This window comes from Rania fehmarnensis, assembly GCF_056494185.1.
Map to the genome: position 1 here is coordinate 939,747 of NZ_CM151398.1, position 19,813 is coordinate 959,559.

The 19,813-nt window shown below is 54.7% G+C and carries 1 protein-coding gene (running past one end of the window); it reads right to left on the reverse strand.

Going from position 1 to position 19,813, the window contains the following annotated elements; genetic code table 11:
- Nucleotides 1-119: 119 nt before the first annotated feature.
- Nucleotides 120-19,813, reverse strand: the 3' portion of a protein-coding gene (locus SH573x_RS02950; RefSeq protein ID WP_479352823.1) for a CARDB domain-containing protein. It continues 16,636 nt past the right edge of the window; the window shows 19,694 of its 36,330 coding nt (coding positions 16,637-36,330); its start codon lies beyond the right edge, outside the window — the gene reads right to left on this strand; its stop codon occupies nucleotides 120-122.

Below are 19,813 nucleotides of genomic sequence, written 5' to 3' on the forward strand. Positions count from 1 at the left end.
AGAGTTTGGTTGAAGCACCAATTATGCCAGATTTTTCGCCTTGGAGTGCTGTGCCTGTGGCACAGCTTTGATGTAACGATTGCCTATGCGTCAACCTGCGATACCGTTCGTTCTGGATATCAATGCGCTCTTTGATCGCGACTTAGCAAATCCAAGAGCGATTCAGCCTCTTCGCCTTCGCCGGAGGTCGAGCTGGATTGGTTGATGTCGTTGATGATCTGCAAGGCGTCCATCGGTGTGAGCAAGTTATCTCCGTTAACATCGAAGTACGGCGCCGGATGGACCGTACCGGTGATCGCTGGTAGGCGGCCACTGATGGGATCGCTGATTTGACGACTATTGATCTCATTGATCAACAGCAGCGCATCGATGCCGCTGACGCTACCGTCATCATTCGCATCGGTTGGGCGGTCTGCGTTGAACCAAGATAACTCGGATTCGCCACCGCCACCGCCGCCTGCGCTATGGGTGTTGATGTAGTTGATCACCAGGAGAGCGTCGATCGGTGTCACGAAACCATCTTCGCGCACGTCGAAGTAGGGCGGCGGTCCAACGGCATCGGTTATTGGCGGCAGCTCGCCCAGGTTGCTGCCCACTTCATGTAAGTTCAATTCGTTGATGATCAGCAAAGCATCGATAGGTGTTACCAGGCCATCGCCATTGGAGTCTTCGGCCAACGTTTGATTGTGCCAGCTTACGGCGGCTTCACCTTCGACTTGTAACTCTTCAATGGTGAAGCGACTGGTGTCTGTGCCAAAGCCAATCAAGTCGAAGTATAAAGTAGCGGCCAAATCAACGGCCGACTCTGGAATCATAATCGACACGTCGATTGGCTGAGTCAGATCGAGTCGATCACCTGATTGGATACCGCCGACAGTAACTTCGGGTGCAAAATAAACTGTGCCGTCGGCTTGGATATTCAACAGCGCATCGCTGCCGGTCAAGTTGGATATGGCCCCGACCAGTTGCTGGGTAGTTTGGGCCTTCAGCAACGATACTTCGATGGCATCGTTGGGCGCCTGGCCACTAGCATCAAACTCTAGCGATATGCCGGTCAGGGTAAATGACAAGCGTCGCATGCCACTGGGCACGACGAATGTCTGCGATAGATCGCTCAGCATGCCGACCGTTTCGCTGATGGTGGCCGCGCCGCTCTCGAAACCGACAGCGCCTACCGTGTGCCAACCGAACAAGCTGGACTGGGGATCGGTGAGGCTGAAGTTAGTATTGGTTAGTCCACTACGCAGTGGCTCGCGCAAATCAGCGGCGACGTTTTCGGCCAGCGGCTGGAACTTGCTGAGTATTTGTCCATCCAGATTCCCCAGCGGCTGCAGCAGAATCGGATCATCGCTTAGGCCCGCCAGAACCTTACCTAAGATCAACGTATCGATCGCCGTTGGCAGTTTGCGCACGCCCACGGGCAGCGTAGCCGACATCAAGGCTTGTGGATAAACCTGCGGATTCAGTTCGTCCCCGGTGCCATCCAGTCGGAAGGACTGGCCATCGATGGTCACAAAGCGATTGCCGACATGATCCCACTGGGTCAGGGCAGCGAAGTTCGGATCGCTCTGAGTAAAGCCAAGCAGGTGACCATATTCATGGCCAAGTACCGTCAGCACATCGTAGTGACCACTGGCTACTGACGATGTAAAGGCTCGATTGTCCTCTTGAAACTCTTCTGCTGCGTGAGGCGTCGGATCGACAAACCATCCCCAACCGGCGGCGTTGTCATCCAGAATGATCTGGCCACGCGTAGGCCTGCCGCTGGCATCCATCTCCGTCCACACGGCTTCGGCCAGCTGGTTATTGGGCAAGTCTTCGATCACGAGATCGACATCGGGCAGCCAGGTTATCGACAGCGACTTCATCCAGTTACCACGAACGGCATTGAGTATGGTGCGCGCATCTGCAAGTTGCAGGGCAGGCATTGAGTTCGGATCGAGTGGTGCTCGATCGGTATGGAGGGCAGAGCCGGTTTTTCTATTGAGCGTGGGCACGTTCATCGGCCCAAAGACGATCGAATTGATGGGTGACGAATCGAATAGTACCGACGGGCTGACGATGGTTCGGATAGTGCCATCGGGCATCATGGCCACACCGACCGCGCCTTTGAGTACCCGCGAGTTCATTAGGCTGTTGGTACCGACGTAGTTCATGAACTCCATGCGATCTTGGATGTAGATCTCAAAGGGATCGTCGATGGCTCTGTTATTGGCGGTTGCCTTTAGTTCACTGCCTTCCGGGGCATTACTGATCACCGACTGAATAAACTCACCACCTGGGATCTCCTTGCCCTTATGCCCTTCGTAGAACTTGACCAGATTCTTGCTATGAGCGCGCACTAGGGATTGCTTGCCCCCGCGCACTACAATGTTCAAGTCAAAGTCCGATAGATCCTGCATCGGACTCTTGTAGATGTCGGACAGCGTTCGCCAGGCATGGTCGGGGCGGCTGAGTTGTTGGCGCATTTGGACTACGTCACCACTGAAGGCAGCGTGCACGAACTCCGCGCGCGTGTTGATTTGCGAGAGCGTAGCGCCCGCTGTTCCGCGCAGCAGGATGGCCGACATTTGCCCGCGACCAATGGTGCTCAGTGGTATCTGACCGTTGTGGTTGCCTTGTAGAATCGAAGCCAGGTCGGTAAGCGTTTGTTTATTGACGAATGGAGTATCCAAGATCGACAAGAACTCAGCAGCCGGATCTTGGCTGGTGCGCACTTCGCCCAGGCGTTTGGTCAAGTGATCCCATGGTCCGGGCATCGAGTACTGATGTTTGTTGACCAGGTTATTCAGCGCCGCTAGTTGCTCGTGCATATATCCCATTTCGGCACTGGATATGTGCGGATTTCTTTGGCGGACGAGCTTCTCCAAATGTGGACTGAATTTACTCAGTACCACTTCGGCTTGCGTTCGCGAGACGAAGCTCTTGGCGTGCGATAGCAATACGTCGTAACGATGCTCCAGTTCCTTCATTGAGGAAGCGGAGTTGACACCCTTGGCCTTGAGTTCGTTATGCGTGTTGATCAGGGCTTCCTTGGTAGCCGCAAATGTATTGTATTGCTGCCCGTATTCGAATGCTTCCACCCGCTTGGCCACGTCCAGCATTTGTTCATCAATCTTCCCGGCATGAATCGATTTCCAAATCGTCGAAGCCCGACCAGTTGGATCGGGAATCAGCACGCCTTGGTTCATGACGGCAAAACTCTCGACCAGGGCGGCGCGACCACGACTGGAGAAAGTCATATTTTCGTTGGCGATCAAACGATCGACGATTTGCTCAACACCCCTCCGGTAATTGGGATTGGTATTTGCGTTGTGCTTCAAGCGGGCGACATCCTGAAGTCGCTCTGCGCGGGCCTGCGACATGCTGATGTACTCGATACCTGCCGCCCGCGCCTGGCCGCCTGGTAGTCGGGGAGCGCTGTCATAAAACATCGACCCACCAAAGAGCAGGTCTTGCTGAGTGCGAATGATCTCTTCGGTGAGGTGACTGGGACCTTTCTTGCCACGTTTGGCCGTTTCGTTGCGCGCTCGGTGTCGTTCACTCAGCGGATACATCAGGGCGATGGCGTGTCGCACATTGGCTCTCAAATCCGCGGTGGTCGCAATCGTGTGCTCACGTCCTTGTGCCTTGGCCACGATGTTGAGGGCTGCCGCGCGCACGCGGGTACCGGCATTAAAAGAGGCCGATTGATACTTAGGGAAACTGGCGAAGTTTAAATCGAACAGCGGCACTCGGCCCGCAGCCAGGTCCTGCTGCTGTCGCTTCGCATAACGCGCGTATCCAATGGCCTGCTTGATATCCGACTTTAGTCCAGCAAATTCGTTTTTGGCAAAGTTCAGCCCAGTGGAAAGATTCTGGGCCATGGCGCTGATGCCACCGGCGGCATCGCCACCATATTTGGAGTAGGTATCTCGGAAGGTCAGCTTCTTGCTTCTCGCATCCAGAACATCAAACGCAAAACCTTGCAGAGCGCCGGCTATTAGATTGGGGTCACCGGTGCGAATGGCGATTCCAGCATCAATTGTGTTGACTGCATAACTGGAGGCGACCTGGGCACCAAAACCGCGCATACCCAAGAACATGGGAATGAAACCTTTAACGGCATTCCAATATTCGCCCTTGGCCGCTTCTGTATAAGCGTTGGCGAAGGCCATGCCGAGACCGATGAACTGACCGACGTATGGGATCTTGGTCAACAAAAATTGAGGTGCACCACTAGCGAGCGCTGTGGCCGTTTGTATCGAACTGTCGAATGTCCCTAAGATGAATGTCGATGCAAATGCATTGCGGGCAGCTTGGTCACCTTGGGCCAGCGACTCGCCCATTGCAGCCAAGCCACGCTGGAACGGATTGCTGAAGATACTCATGCCGGTCGGATCGCGGAAGTTTACCGGGTTGCCAACCGACAAGCGATACTGGTTCGTATCGCCACCACCATAGTTGAGCGGATCGAGCGACAAGAACAATCCCAAGGCCGGGTCATATTCGCGGGCACGGAAATAGTAAGTACCCGTCAGCGGATCCATCGGCCGGCTTTGGAACATATATGCCACGGCAACTTGTGGATCGATGCGTTTCAGAATGCGACCAAAAGCATCGTACTGGATATGATCGAGCAAATCGCCGTCGCGGTCGATGATGTCGGTAATTGATCCGCCAGCATCCGCCAGCAACCACTGGAAATTACCTTGGCCGAAGTCCTGCGCAAAGACCTGATCGATGCCAGTGCCCATCAAATACGCAGTCGCTGGTCGTGCATCGTCGATGGCATCCAGAGCGTTGGTATCGACTAACTGCAATACTACATCATCCGCTTCGAAGATGTAGCGAGTCAGAGTTGCCGGCACGTTATCGGTCAGGTCGCCATCGGAGATGCGGGCCACGCGGCGGTTTTCCGCATCGTATTGATACCGGACATAGCCATATTCGACGCCCGTTGAAGTGCGAAAACTGACTTCGGTCAGGCGATTGCGATGATCCCAGGTGTAACGCGCCTGATTGCCCGTAGACTTTTCAGTCGCCAGAATGCGGTTGCCTTCTTCGTCGTAGTCGTAATCGTAGATGCCGTCGGACATCACGCGATTGCCCGTGTCGGTTTCAATCGAGGTGCCATGTTGTGTCGACTGAATACGATTTCCATCCAAGTCCCAGGCGTAGACTTCATTGACCAGGTCGGTATCACTGTGAGCGACTGCCGCCAGCTGCTTGAGCTGATCGTACGCATAGACGGCACGATCATATCGATCAGCGACTGAATCGATCAGGCCGTTGTTGTTGTAGGTTAGGGTGTACTCGTTAACGACTTGATTGCCGCCTTGGTGTCTGATGACATTGACCTGGCTGCGTGCATCGAGTTCATAACTCGTCGTGCTGACAACCTGCGTTCCATCGCGTCGGACGACCGATTGCAAGGCCAGCATGTTGGGTTGATACGCCAGGTTAACCGACTTGGCACTGGCAAAAGAACCGCTTTGCTGAATCGATTCCAAACGCAGATTAGCGGAGTTGTAGCTGTACGTGTTGACCAAGACGTTAGGCGATCCGGCCAAGGCCACTGACATGACAGCTTTTTCGCCGGAAGAACGACGTTGGTAATCGAGTGTCGCGTTCGATACGGAACTGAAGGCAACACCGGTACTTTCAAGCCAATAGGCTGCGTTATCAAAGTAGTCCCACGAATTGGTGATCTGGCCATCGGTGCTGGTGCGTTTTCGTCCGCCAGCGTCATAGTCCATTGTGATGGTATGTACAGTTTGATCGCCGTCCAGCCAGGTCTCAGCGGTCTGCAGATTGTTACCATCGTAGCTGCGCCGAATCTCGCGTCCGTTGCGATCGATCGACTGCACCAGGTTGCCGTTGGGATCGTATTGGAAAGTACGAGTACCATTGACTGTGGTTTCGGTGAGAGTCAATCCTCGGGCGTCGACTTGCAGACTGGTATCTGTGCCGCCAGGCGAAGTGATCTTGATGACATTGCCCGCGGCATCATAATCGGTTTGGGTGCGCCCGTTGAGTGGATCTTGGACCACGCGTTGACGGTTCAGTTGATCGTACTCATAGCTGGTCGTGAAGTTATCCTTATCGCGCACAGTCTTCAAATTGCCCACGGCGTCATAGGTATATCCAACGGTATGGGCCTGCTCGTCGATTTGCGTCTTGACTCGATCCAATTCATCGTAGGTGTAGCTGACCGACTTGGTGCCCTCGGTGACCTTGGAGAGTAGATTCTTTTCGTATTCTTTGGTGATGTCGTTGCCGGTAAGGCTATCGATGAAGACAACTCGGCCCAGCGCATCGTGGTCGACAGCCTGTTCCAGTTGGTTGTCGCGGTTGAAACTCTCGACTCGGAAACCCGTGGGCGTATCAACATAGTTCCAAGAGACCGTACCAGTGCCCGCACCGGTGCCCAGAACCGTTTCGGACTTGAGGCGACCTACTTTGTCGAAGGTGCGCTCGGTTTCAAATCCCAATTCATCGCGAGTGTAGATCTTGTTGCCGGCGTCGTCGTAGCGATGAGTTATCGTGACCCGCTCGGGGTTGTCGGGTGTGCCGACTTGTTTTGATGCGGTCAAAATGTGACCAAGACCGTCGACCGTGTATTCGGTGCGATAGAAATCACCTCGAGCTGGCGTGTGCGAGAGGGCGTTGCCGAGCGCATCATACGTCCAACTCTCCACCAGCCATTGCCCTTGACCAGGCGTACCGATGCCAGGAATGGTCTCACTGCCAGCCGGTGTGCGCTGCTGAATAATGCGCCCGAGGTTGTCATACTCGAAAGTAGTCGTATAGAAATCGCCCCGAGGATCAACCGTGGCGATTTCGCGACCCAGTTCGTCATACCGATGCAGCATTCGCGTTTGGACAGGTGTGCCTACTGCGGCGATCTCCTCGACAACTAAATTACGAGCATCGTAGGTCACCGTGCTGACCGTGCCGGCTTTGTCCGTAAAGCGGACCGCGTTGCCGGCTGAATCGAAGGCGGTTAACTCTTTCTGGCCCAGAGGATCGATCGTTTCGACCGTGCGTCCCAAGCGATCCATATTCGTCGTCGTGGTGTGCTCGCGACTGGAGGTCGTTTGCAGACTGAGTCCGCCCGGCGCGTATACATAGCGAATCTCGTTGTTGAGGGCATCGGTTGTTTTTCGCAAGCGATTGAGGCGGTCGTATTCAAACTTGCTGGTTCCCAAATAATCGGTCTTCTCCAGCACATTATCAAAGCGATCGTACGTCATCGTCTGCGAGTCATTGATCGGGTCTGTGCGGCGTGTCATCCGACCGCGAGCATCATAGTCGAAGGTGGTTACGTAATCATTCCCGCCGATGCCTACGGATCGCAACAGATTTCCGGATGCGTCATAGCGATACGTTTCGGTGAGCGTATCAGCCGTAGAGCTGAGAACAGGACGCGTGATTGACAGAGGGCGTCCGGCCGAATCGCGTTCGTATTGGGTTTTGTATTGTGGCCCGCGGCCATCGATCTCTTCGATAACGTAGCCGACTGCATCGTAACGCGTGCTCCATGTGAGCATTTCGATGTTGGTGGGTGTGCCACCAGCCACATGGCGTGCGACTTCTTGGCCTCGGAAATTGCGTTCGATGGTGGTCGCAAAGGCGTCGCCGCGAGCATCGATTTGTTTAACTAAGAAGCCCGCGCCATCGTACTCCATCCGCGTGGTGGCTATCGAGCCGGCATTCGCTTCTGTTCCGGTAGGTTGATCGATACGTGTCAGGCGGTTAGCCCCATCATAGGCATAGGTGATATCGGCCCAGGTGCCACGAGGATCTTGCAGTTTGATACGATTGCCAGCCGCGTCATACTGCATATGCGTGGTATGACCTTCGGCATCAGTGATACTGCGCACGTTGGATCGCCCATCGTAGGTCCAACTTGTAGTCTGAATTCCGTCATCATTGAAGAAGGGACCTTCGACGCGCACTTTGTTGCCCACCGCATCGTAATGCGTGCGCGTCACAAAGTTCTCGGCATCCGTTTGTGTAATCAAGCGATCGAGTTGGTCGTATTCCAGCAGGGTCGTTCGCTGCTGTTCACCGCTCAGCGGCAATTCGGTGATCGTCACGACGTTGCCAGCTTTATCGTAGCTGTATTGAGTTGTAGCCCCGATTTGATCCACGGTCGAAGTGGTCAAGCCTAAAACATTGTAGGTGTTAATCAAGGTGGGACGTTGGCCACTCTGACCGACTGTGGGCAGGGTCACCATGCTCACCGTGCCACCAGGATAGTAGTCGTAATCGGTTACCGCCGGCTGGCCGGGATTATCGACTGAGCCGGTGGGCACCGTAATGTTTTTGACTCGGCTGAGCGCGTCGAATTCCCAAGTGGTGGTATAGAAATCGCCTCGAGGATCGCGCATTTCGATGACGTTTCCAACTTCATCGCGCACCGTCGTCCATTTGGCTAGCGGTCCTGGGTCCGCAGGCGAACCAGTGGGCTCGATCGTATCGATACGGCGATTGAGCGCATCATAGGTATAGGTTGTCGTGTAGAAGTCGCCGCGCGGGTCGGTCTTGGAGATTAAGTTCCCCATCGCGTCGTAAACGGTGCGTGTGGTGAGCGTAGTGGAGCCCGAGTCACCGGGGAAAGTTTGTCGCGTGGTTTCAAGCCGCTGAAGCGCGTCGTATTCAAACTTGGTGGTATATCCCGAACCGCGCGGATCTGTGTACGTGCGCAGCAGACCTACCGCATCGTACTGGTAGCGATGAACGGCTGCCTGATCATTACCGCTGAGACCAATCGACTCAGTTATCGTTCGGACGTGCCCCAATTGGTCGTATTCATACACTGTTTCAAAGACGCCCGGCGAAGCAGCACTAAACGTGCGTGGATCGACGAGGCGTTTAATGTTACCGACCGGGTCATATTCCCACTCGGTGCGATGGCCTTCAGCATCGACTTCCGCAATCTTCTGGCCTTCGCCATCGTAGAAAGTTCGCGTGACATAGTTGGTCGCATTGATGGCACTGGTGCAGCTAGTTAGCTCTGCTCTGGGACTAACCAGCGCGATCACCTGTCCGCGATCATCCATTTGAGTGCAGGTAACTTGTCCGAGCGCATCGGTGACGCTGGACTGATGGCCAAGCACATCGTACGTCATTAACAGAACTTGCGGCCCGGCATCGCTGACGGCTGGACTGGTCTGCTTGATCAGGTTGTTGGCGGCATCGTATTCGTACCGAGTTTCATTGTCGGCCTGATCGGTAGCAGACTCGCGGCGGCCAGCCAAATCATAGGTGTACGTAGTCTTCCAATCATGGCCGCGTGGGTCGGTAATTTCGGTGGTGTTACCGATGGCATCGTAGGTGTACTCAATCGTAAAAGGCTTGGGATCTTCCGGAGTGCCTGAGGGACCCGACTGCGACTTCATGCGATCTAAACGATCATAGGCGTATGTGGTGGTGTAGAAATCGCCTCGCGGGCTGGATTGCTCGAGCATGTTGCCGCGCAAGTCGTATTTGGTCTTGGTGATGGCGGGGCTGGCCGAGCCATCGGCGAGAATCGATTGTTCGATAAAGCCGAGACTGTTGAAGTTGAAGGCTGTCACCTGGCCGATCGGGTCGATGACCTGTTCGATCATACCCAGAGGATGATACTTGGTTGTGGTAATCGACGGCGCAGTTGCGCCCGCGCCAATTGTGGACTTGACCACGCGATTCTTGCGATCGTGTTTGTATTCGGTGCGATACGCATCGCCGCGTTCATCGACTACCTTGATCAAGTTACCCGCAGGGTCGTATTTGTATTCGGTACGATAGCCATTGGCATCAATGGCGTACTCCAAACGCCCGCTCTTGTCATAGTGGGTAGTGGATACATCGGTCACAATGCTGCCACCAGCGGTCAAGCGCTGCGCGCGAGTGACTTCGATTTGATCAAGCAAATTGTATTCGTATTTTGTAGTCCGCCCAGTGGGACTGGTGACTGTGATCACTCGCCCTGCGGCATCGTAATCGTACAGCGTTTCAGGATGCGCTACTCCATTGACTGTCGGGCGCGGATCGATAATCTTCTTTTGATTGCCGTTGAGGTCGTACACGTACCTGGTCGTGTTCTTCAGTTGATCGGAGGAAGCGATCAGTTGGTTGAGATCGTTATACTCAAGCGTCTGTAGATATTGTTCGTCTTCGCGACCACTACCGCGTGCATCGACGATTCCCACCAGGTTGCCGACTCCATCGTAGATGTTGTGAGTAACAAAGCCTTCAGCATCTTCGACTTTGATCGTGCGACCAATCTCGTCATAGGTATAGATGGTCTTCGGTGCATCGGTACCCGGCAGGATGACTTCGTGGACACGGCCGCTGGGATAATAGACGGTAGTCGTAACGGCCAGATTGGCTACAGTTGTGCGGAATGAGCGATTGCGATTGTCAAAATCGTAGTCAGTGACCCGCGATTGGGATGTGCCGTCGGCTTCGATTAACTTGATGTTATTACCAGCGGCATCAAAGTAGTAGCGGGTTACGATTCCTTCGGCATCTGTTACCTTGCCAGCAACATCAAAGATATTGTATTCGTACTCGATCAGTTGATCGCCCGTGTCCGGGTTGATCATCTTCTGCGTTTTGATGCGGTTGGCGGCATCGTAGGTGTATTGCACCTTCTCTACAGTTGGGCCGGTACGTTCGATGACGCGTCCGCGACCGTCCAAGGTTCGCACGATCGAAGCGCCGTTAGGCAGTTTGGTCGTGGTCAACTGATTGGCGTCGTTGTAGATGTTTTCCGTAACTCGGCCTAATGTGTCATAGGTAAATCGCAAGTTCTGGTACTGATCGAATACTCGAACGCTGACGTAGCCCAAGGCATCTTTCTCGTAGAAGTATTCGTAACGCGGATCAGCAAACACCGCGTACGATGTAGTCATATCACCGTATTCGTACGCATATTGCGATGTCGCTTTGAGTGAATCGGCGGCGCTGGTTACCTTGAGTGGACGGCTGCGATTGTCATAGGTTGTCGTGCTGCGAACTTCATTGCGATCGGTATGCTCGATTTGGTTTCCGGCCGCGTCATACTCAAACTTCTCCTTGTACGTAACGTTGTCGACAGTGATCGTGACCTGTGTGGTCTTCATGCGATTCATACGGTCATAGGTGTATTCAGTGACGAAGCCATCTGGATCGGTGAATTTGGTGACGTTGCCAGTGAGATCGAGATACTCGCGCTTTTCGACGGCACCATCTGCGTAAGTAATTGTCTCCAGTCGATCATAGATATCGTATTTGTACGTGGTCACATTACCGCGTGCATCTTCCATCGTATGCACCAGGCCAGTGGGATAGTAAGAGTACTTGGTGGATGTGCTGCTGGGACTGCCCAAAGGTGCTGGTACGAAACTGGTAATTGTCTCCCGCTCGACGTCGCCCTTGGCATTCAGCTCACGCGTGGTCGTACGGCCTACGCCATCAACGATCTTCTTGATCTGGTTGGCTTTTGTCGGTTCGTATTCAAAGCTCTGTTTGACGTACTGCGTGGGATTGTTCTTGTCCGGGAAATCGACTTGCGTGATAACATTCCCAAACAGGTCGTATTGGTAGCAGGTTACGTTGTTCATCGGATCGACCATGGCCGTGACCATGCCGCCGTTGACGGTTCGCAAGTAGGACGATTGAGGTTTGTGATCGCCGTCATCGGAAGAGATGTACTGGCCAAAGCCATTCATGCGGAACCGAACTTCGTGTCCGTCGAAGTCAGTGTAGGTCGCCTCGGCCTGGAAGGTATCGTCTTGTTCTTCGTCATCGCTGTCGCCCAGCACGACCATACAGGCATTGCGTGCCGCCTTTTGACGAGCGGCTTCGGCTTGAGTCTCCGTTATTAGATCTCGCAGTTCCTGGGCATCTTCTGCACTGGAACTCTTGTTAGGATCACCGGCAAGCGAGGTTTGACCGCTGGATAGTACAAACGTATCTCCACCCAGACGCGTACCGCTGATAATTCGGCCGGAACTGTCGTAACTCCAAGATTCACGGAACTGGCTTGCAGGTAGAGGGTCGCTGGTATTGCCTCGCTTATGAACTTCACCGGTCAGCAAATGCGACCAGGGATCGAGATCTTTGCGAGGTCCAGTCATGGCATCGTACTGGAATTTGCGAATCGAGCCATCGGGATCGGTGATCTGTGTTAGATTGCCACGATCGTATTCAAACTTGGTGATTCGACCGGCCGGATCATGAATCTCGGAAACGCGATCGCCTTCGTATTTAAACTCAGTCACCAAGCCCACGGGATCGGTGATTTTGTGGATCTTCTTGTCAAAATACTCATACCTGGTCGCGTTCCCATGGCGATCGGTCTCTTTGACCATCATGCCATCGGTATCGAATTCGTAGTCAGTGCCATCCAGCATCGAACGCACAAAGGTGCCATCGGTCCGGCGAATCAGCGTCGAGTAATCTTGTGAGAGGGCGGTATACGGTTGATCAGGTGCCGATGGTGCCAGGTAAATTTGTTCGTTACCATTGCCATCAACCATCAAGACTCCCAGCGAACTGGAGAAGATCTGATACAGGCCTGCGACACCCCAACCGGCACCGAACGGGCTGTCTTTCAGATTGACGACGGGTAACAGTTCTGTGTCCTTCAAGAACTTGCCGCGCACATACTGGCCTGCCTTGGGATCGAACAGACCGTAGCGAATATCATTTTCATAGATGCCCGTTTCAGCATCCGCAAAGTCCATCAAGACTGAACCACCCAAGGCATCGGTACCTGGGGCAGCCGGTATCTCGAAAAAGTTCTCGCCACCTTCGAAGCCACTTACGCGTTCCAACTCGGTCGGTTCTGCGTAACCGAGCGAACGAATCGCAGTATCGCCCAAGCGCGCCGTCATGCTCACGACCAGCCGCGTATCGGTTATGGTGGGTTGTTCGTTGATGCCCACCAACCCGAAGTACACCTGGGGCCTGGGTTCCGCTCGAGCGGAATCGTAGTGCAAGGTGATCGAACGCCGCGCGCCTTGCGATTGATAAGCCACTAAATCATGGGTCTCTTGCAAGGCGCCCGAATGCACTTCAACCTCGGCCGACATACCGGCTTCGACTGACAGTGGGTCCGAAGGGAATGACAGCATGCTGGTCGCCAGGTTGTAAGGCGTATCGACCAGCGACAGCGTCTTGGGTTCGGCTTCTGTTTGCGAAGAAGGTCCGCGCGGTAATCGTCCGGCAGCGATTGGTCCAAACGCATTAGGGACTTCACCAAATGGACCAATGGCCGGCACTCCCAGTGCTATAGCCCCCGCTTCAGTCGTCGAAGGTGTGAATCCAAAATCCGCATTAACCAGTGTGGCTGGTTCGATCACATCGATAGGAATGGTAGAGAGCAAGCCACGCAACAACCCGCTGAGTTCGGTGGGAATGTCTGATGAGAAAAACGATGTACCTAGCCTCGAATCAATCGTACCCAATAGCGATGAAAGATTGAAATTCGGATCCAGCGGACCTCGAGGTGGTTTCAGGGCTTCCAGTTCAATGCGGCGAATCATTGCGCCCACATCGTACACAAACTGACTGTTCTGCGACTGCATGGCCACGGTCACCAAACCAGTCAACGAGTTATAGGCTGCTCCATCGGGGAAACCCAACATGATGGGCCGGGTGGCCGCAACCAACCGTGGTTGCTCTAGCGGCTCATCCCACGAACCCGTGGCATTGCGTATCAGACCGATGTTACCGCCGGCTCCCAAGAAGGTTTCGATATACACCCGCTCAGTAATGGTTCGCGTTTCAGGATTCGGCGAACCCGGCGGTGGTGTAACCTGGTACTGAACTGTTACTTTGTAGTCGGGGTGGTAGACGATAAAAGGCGCCAGGGCCGGCGACTTCTTGGGATCAGAATCTGTAGTGGCGGCATTGAAGGCCGTAACAATGGCGTAATCCGGGTGCGGTCCAATTTGAGCTTTAAAGGTATCAGCCGGAATGTACAACACATCTTGCAGATTGCTGACACCAAATACTTGAGTGCCACGACCTTCGTCAACAAACGGCAGCATGCCGAAAGGCGCCACGTTCAGCGCGCGATAGTCCAGCTCGATTCGATTGTCATCGGTCTTGATGCGCCGAATCGTTCCATAACCTTCGTTGTCGGCCAGGCGGTCAACCAACAGATACGTCGATGGATCAGCTGTACGGGTAATGTCGTAAGGGGCAGGACCGACTTCGATCAAAGTGCTTGGCGACTGGTTGAACTCCAGCATGTATGGTGGAGTATCAACGGGCTCAGTTGAGTCATCTGTATCAAGGATCTCGCGTTTCACCGGAACCACATCGACCACCAATACGTGTCCGGTATTGGCGCCAAAGCGACCGAACAGATCTCGCCCTGGAGCGGCCACATAAACCGAGCGGCTATCACCTGAAACAACCAAGCCGCGGAACCCGATCGGCGCCAGTCGATTGCCGGCCGAATCGCGACTGATATTCAGTGTCGCAATTACGGTATGAAAAGTGTCGCTAGTCGGATCGATATCGATACCATACAAACTGCCCAGATTGTAGTCCGTCACATACAGCATGCGACCATCCGGCGAGGTCGCAATATCAAACGGCCGAGCTCCCGCGGGCAGCATGATGGGCGTTACACCCGTATCCGTCAGATCGTTATCGATCTCGTGTAGGGCGATAGCATCGATAACGGAGACCGCTCCCAGGTTTTCCAGCGTGACATACAGCAGTCCACCATCGATCGAGGCGACCGATTTGCGCGGAGCCACTTGAGTCGTGGTGAAGTTGCTCGCCAGGCGTACACGTGCAATCTCTTGAGGCGCGGACTTCTCGACATTGGCGGTCGCATCGTTAGGGGCAGGGACACTAATCGTTTGCCGCGTCGTCATGTCGTAGATAGCCACTGTGCCTTCGCCGCCATTGGGCACAAACGTGTATCTGCCCAAGACGAGTGGCTGAACTGGGTTGCTAGTAACTTCTTGCACGACAATACGTCCGTCAGCGGCCACCTCTTGACGACGAGTAACCGTGATCGTGCTACCGGCTACCATGGCGTGAGCTGGTATCGGGGCAATCAACTTGCCTTCAACGATTTGCAGGCCAGTTGTGATTTTGGTGTCGCGACCTCCCGCGATTTGTTCTTGGCCATTGACCACAAATCCGTCGCGACCGCCGATCTCAATCGTGACGTACAGATCATTGACGGTTGTGCCGACGGTGGAATTTGGAATCTGCACACTGTCGTCATCGAGCAAGAAATTACCAGCCAATTCGATGGCAGGCATATCTTGGTCCAGAATTCTCAGAATACCCATCCGGGCACCCGAGACTTGCGGTGTCGGCTTGGAGGTAATAATCCTAGCCTTCAGTGGAACTGCAAACTCGGGATGCTCGCCCGGTCGCAATTCGACGTTGGTGGTTTCAACCAGGCTGAGCCCCGAGGGTGAAGCCGCGTGGACGTTCAACGCAATCCGGAAGTCGGCGACCGCTGGTACGATAAAATCACCGAAGAAGCCAGCGCTCGAATAGTATCGCGAGCCGTCATCGCGCGCATTGGTTACGCGGTCGATGCTGACCAGTGGCGGTTGCGATTGTCGAAAGCGCAAGTCGGCGATGGCCACCATGGTGGTACCAACGGTTGGAAACCCGAACGCCATCGCTCCGAACACACTGGGGCGCACCAAGGCGGTAAAGTCGCTGCGTTGCCGAGCCATTACTCCCAAGTTGGGTGGCGATGTGGTCCGCATGCGACCATCGTCGCTGACCATCATCGAATCAACCACTTCCCACGAGCGCTCGACCACGCCATCGTCGTGCACGACATCGACAGGTTGGAACAAGTAAACCAAGTCACCGGGATTGCGACCCGATGGGGCAGGGAAGTCCAAACTGAGCGGATAGTTGCCCAACTCGCCTGACCACTGCAGTTGGACTGCACCATCGAAATTCCACTGATCGGGCAGCGAATAAGGCAGGAACGACTCTGGCTTGGCAGAGACCGATAGTTGCGTAGCTTGGTCAAAAGCACCCGCAGGCACGCCGACGTAGATGTTATCGCCCACGATGACTCCGCCATCGTTATCGACCACACTGCCGTTGGACATGGCGTCCACGACTTGTACTGACACTTTAAAGCTGCGGTCACCAACGATCACGTAAACATCAGTGGTGCCAGCGCTGAGCGTACGCAACAAACCTTCCGAATCGATGGTGGCGATATCTGGATTGCCAATAACATATTCGGTGCCCGAACCGGTATCGGCCAAGGACATGATGTGATCATCAATGCGCTCGCGAACCACAAACTGCCGCGTATCACCGGGACGTAATGCATAACTTCCCGGATACACTTCCAGCAAACGCTCGCTCTGCACGCCGATGGTAACGACGAAAGTAGTCTTGAGATTGCCCAAGCTGGCGGTGATTTTGGCAAAGCCAGAGCTAGCGCGCGGCAATAGCAGGCCCGCGCCGGTGACAGCCACAATGTTCGGATCGGATGAAGTGAACTGCAGCAATTCACTCGGTACGCTCTGCGAGGATCCATCGTTATAAACACCGACAACTTCGAGCAGTTTTAAACTGCTGCTATCCATCTGGATATCGCCAGCGTGCTCGAAAGAGATCGATTGGAATTCCGTTGACTTTGATTCCAGACTCCAGACCAGCGGTTGACTCGCAAGCACACCGTCGTCAGCCACCAGGCTCAGTTCCACCGCTCCTACGCGACTGGGCGTAATCGCCACAAAGCCGCCCCCCAAATCAGTAACAACTGCATCACCGCTGGTAAGTTGAACAAAGATCGTATCAGCCTCAGGGTCGGAAACAAAATCGCCCGCATTGACAATGATCGGTTGGCCGACGAAGCCCGAAAGCGGCGTTAGGCTGGTGGCGGCTGGAGCGCGATTGGCCACAAATCCAAACGAAGAGAGCAGGGCGCCACGATCGGTGCCATCGACCTGTCCATCGCGGTTATTGTCCGCGGCCAGGTTGTAATTCGCATCGCCTGATGAAGTTCCCAGCGCTGCATCGAGTGCGTTTTGATCTTGAGCATCGATGATGCGATCAGCGTTGACATCGCCCGCCAGATAAATGTTGGCGACAAAGTCACCAGTTGCACTTTGACCATCCGCGGTGGCAATCGTCAGCGCATAAGTACCTCCTCGAGCAAAGGTGAACATGGCCACACTGCGACCGGCCGAAGAATGAACGTATCCTGCGGGCACTCCACCCACTGTCACGGCCGCCGGGTCAAAACTGCCACTGGTTACTTCGATGCCCAGGGTAACCAGGCCTGTTGCGCTACTGAGCAGTTCGCCATCGGTCAGGGTCAACGCAAAGCTCTTTGAACTCTGCGCAATCAAATTGCCCGACAATGGTGCGCTTAAGAACGTGCGACTGCCGCCCAAGTTTTGGTCGAGCACCGTCTGACTGAGCCACTGTCCGGTAGTGTCGGAGTAGTGATAAATCGCGCCGCTTGCAGCGGATGGGGCTACGACTTCCACTCGCCCTGCCGCATCGTAGCTATAAAAGGTTCGAGTACCACTCCGAACATCAATCGCCGCCGTCAATTGGCTGGCGTTGTCATACCGATACATTAAATGTTGGCCGTTGGGGCCAACTAGTTCAGCGATGCGTCCGGCGGCATCGCGCACCAGGCTGATGCGCGAACCATCATCTGCTACCAGGCCGCCGTCGGTCCATCGCAGCAAGCGATTGCCATCGGCCGAAACTATCCGCTCCAGTTCAAATCGTGGACCGAACTCTGTATCGCCAGCAATCGTGTAGCCATACTGCAGACCACTGGGCGCTACCAGTGTCAGGGTAGAGTTGGGAGCATGCGAGTTAGTATCGAGAGACAAATTGTAGGGCAATCCCGTGCCGACTACATAGAATGCATTACCGGAGCCGGGCTTCTGCAAGATGCGCTGGAAAGACTTCAGCGTCCAATCCGTGCCGCTGTCGGCGACCCAGTTGGGATGATAAACCACCACGCCATCTTGCTCGCTCTCCAGCGGGCTGAAGGTAAAGCCTACACGGCGACCATCGGGCAAGGTGATAATCAAACGATCGCCCAATACGAGCGGCTGCGCAAAACCACTGGACTCGTCGGTGCTATGTGGAGTGAGCGCGACTTGGGGGTTGATCAGCGGCAGAGTCCAAGCCGCGCCAAACGAAGTGCCCTGAATATCAAGCGTGTTGGTCGAAGGCGTCGATGAGCCAATCGCCAGTGAACTGAACTGCCGAACGAAATCGACCGAGATGCCATCGAGTGTAACCGACAGGTCGCTGGTACTCAGTTCGAGCGAACCGGTCTTGAGCGTCGAATTGATTTCGATCTCGGTAGTATCGGCCGCAACCAGTCCACCTAGATCGCGAGCTGTGACCCGCAGCGTATAGAAACCATTGACAAAATTGGCTGGATCGAGCGTAACCTGGTGGCAAACGTTTAACACGCCGGCACCGATTTGGAAGATTCGACCATCATCGCGCCGAATCAATTCAATGACATAATCAGCCAGCGTTGCATCGCCGATGTTGATGCTCAGCAACCGCGGCTCGGTGATAATCGGTGGAGTAATCTCCAAGATCTCGACCAACGGCGCCTGGCGATCGAGTGGATCACGCACGAAGATATTTTGCGTGACCTGCGTGGTTCGACCTTCGCTATCGGTAACTTCGGCGATAACTTCATACAGTCCAGGCGCGGAGGCTACGAAGTTGACTCGGCCAAGTTCATCCAGACTATACGATGTGCTATTGATCTTTACGGAGGCAGGGCCCACGCCAACGTCGCTCTGAGCGATGGGTTGGATAAGAATATTCTGACCAGGTATGGCCGGGAAACTGGGCGTGACCACCAAAGACAAGTTGGGTGAAGCTGGCTCAAAGGTAGCGGTCAATGTTAGATTGCGTCGCGTTTGCGCCTGGCCATCGTTGGCGATCAAGCGGATCGTATGTTGGCCAGCTTGGAAACCTTGAGGAGTCCAGCGCAGCACGCCATCGGCACCTAGGACTGCCCCCAGTGGGAGATCGGTAGCTGCTAATGTAATCGCATCACCGTCAGGATCCGAGGCGGCCACGGCAATGGCAATCTCTTCACCGATGGCAGCCGTGCGGCGCGTCGGGGCGAGCAAAGTCGGGGCACGATTGGTGGGCAGTATCTGCACCTCGACCGTCAACTCGTCACTGGCTGCGCTGGGATCGGTCGCGCGAAACGTTAAGGTGTAACTGCCCGCTGATTCATAACTAGCTTGCCATTGCAGAGCTCGTGCGGCTGCATCAAATCGCATACCGGGTGGCAATGCAGTGCTTTGCCAATCGCCGCCGACGCTCACGAGCTCATAACTGAGCGATTGACCATCAGCATCACTGGCATTGACCACAAAGAACAGCGGGTCACCTTCGCGACCGTAGAGCTTGGGCAAGGTGCTGAACAGCGGTGTCTGGTTGGTATCGCGCACTTCCACCAGGACATCTTCACTGCGCGTCGCCGCGCCATCGGACACCGATAGGCGCAGAACATAGATGCCCGCTTGCGTATATTCGGGACGCCAAACCAATAGACCTGTGGCTGCATTAAATTCAACGCCACTGGGCAGGTTGATCAAACTGCTGCCCGATAGTTGCACCGCCTGGTAGACAAGCGCGTCACCATCGGCATCGTGGCCCTGCATCTGCAGTGAAAGTGTTTGCCCTTCCGCAATCGACTGAGCACCAACCAAGTCCAGCGTCGGACGTTCGTTGGTGTTGCGAACGACGAACTCAATGGTGCGCGAAGTGGTAATTCGCTCGTTTGGATTTCCGTTACCACTGTCCTGCACCTGGAAGGTGACCGAATGACTACCCAATTGCGATT